The sequence below is a fragment of the Planococcus sp. RAB007_Raresut genome (genome assembly GCF_057369535.1).
Window position 1 is genome coordinate 1 of the sequence record NZ_JBXYIF010000264.1, and the last position, 238, is coordinate 238.

General features: G+C 59.7%; 1 protein-coding gene. It reads left to right on the plus strand.

Going from position 1 to position 238, the window contains the following annotated elements; all coding sequences use genetic code 11:
* On the plus strand, window positions 1-238 hold a 238-nt coding region (locus AC2Q9J_RS18485; RefSeq protein ID WP_499042192.1), incomplete at both ends, for an efflux RND transporter permease subunit.

Consider the following 238-nt stretch of genomic DNA (forward strand, 5'->3'; position numbering starts at 1 on the left):
CGTTGCGGCAGAATCCCAGCTACAGCAAAGCCAACCCGAACGGCGCTCCGGTTCTCATTCTGGCCCTGACGTCTCCGACACGCACTGCGACAGTATTGTATGATCTGGCGAGCAACGTATTGCAGCAGCATCTTTCGCAGGTACGTGGCGTCGGCATGGTGCAGGTTGCGGGAAGCGCGCTGCCCGCCGTGCGCGTCGAGATGAATCCGCTAAAGCTGTTCCAGTATGGCATCGGCTT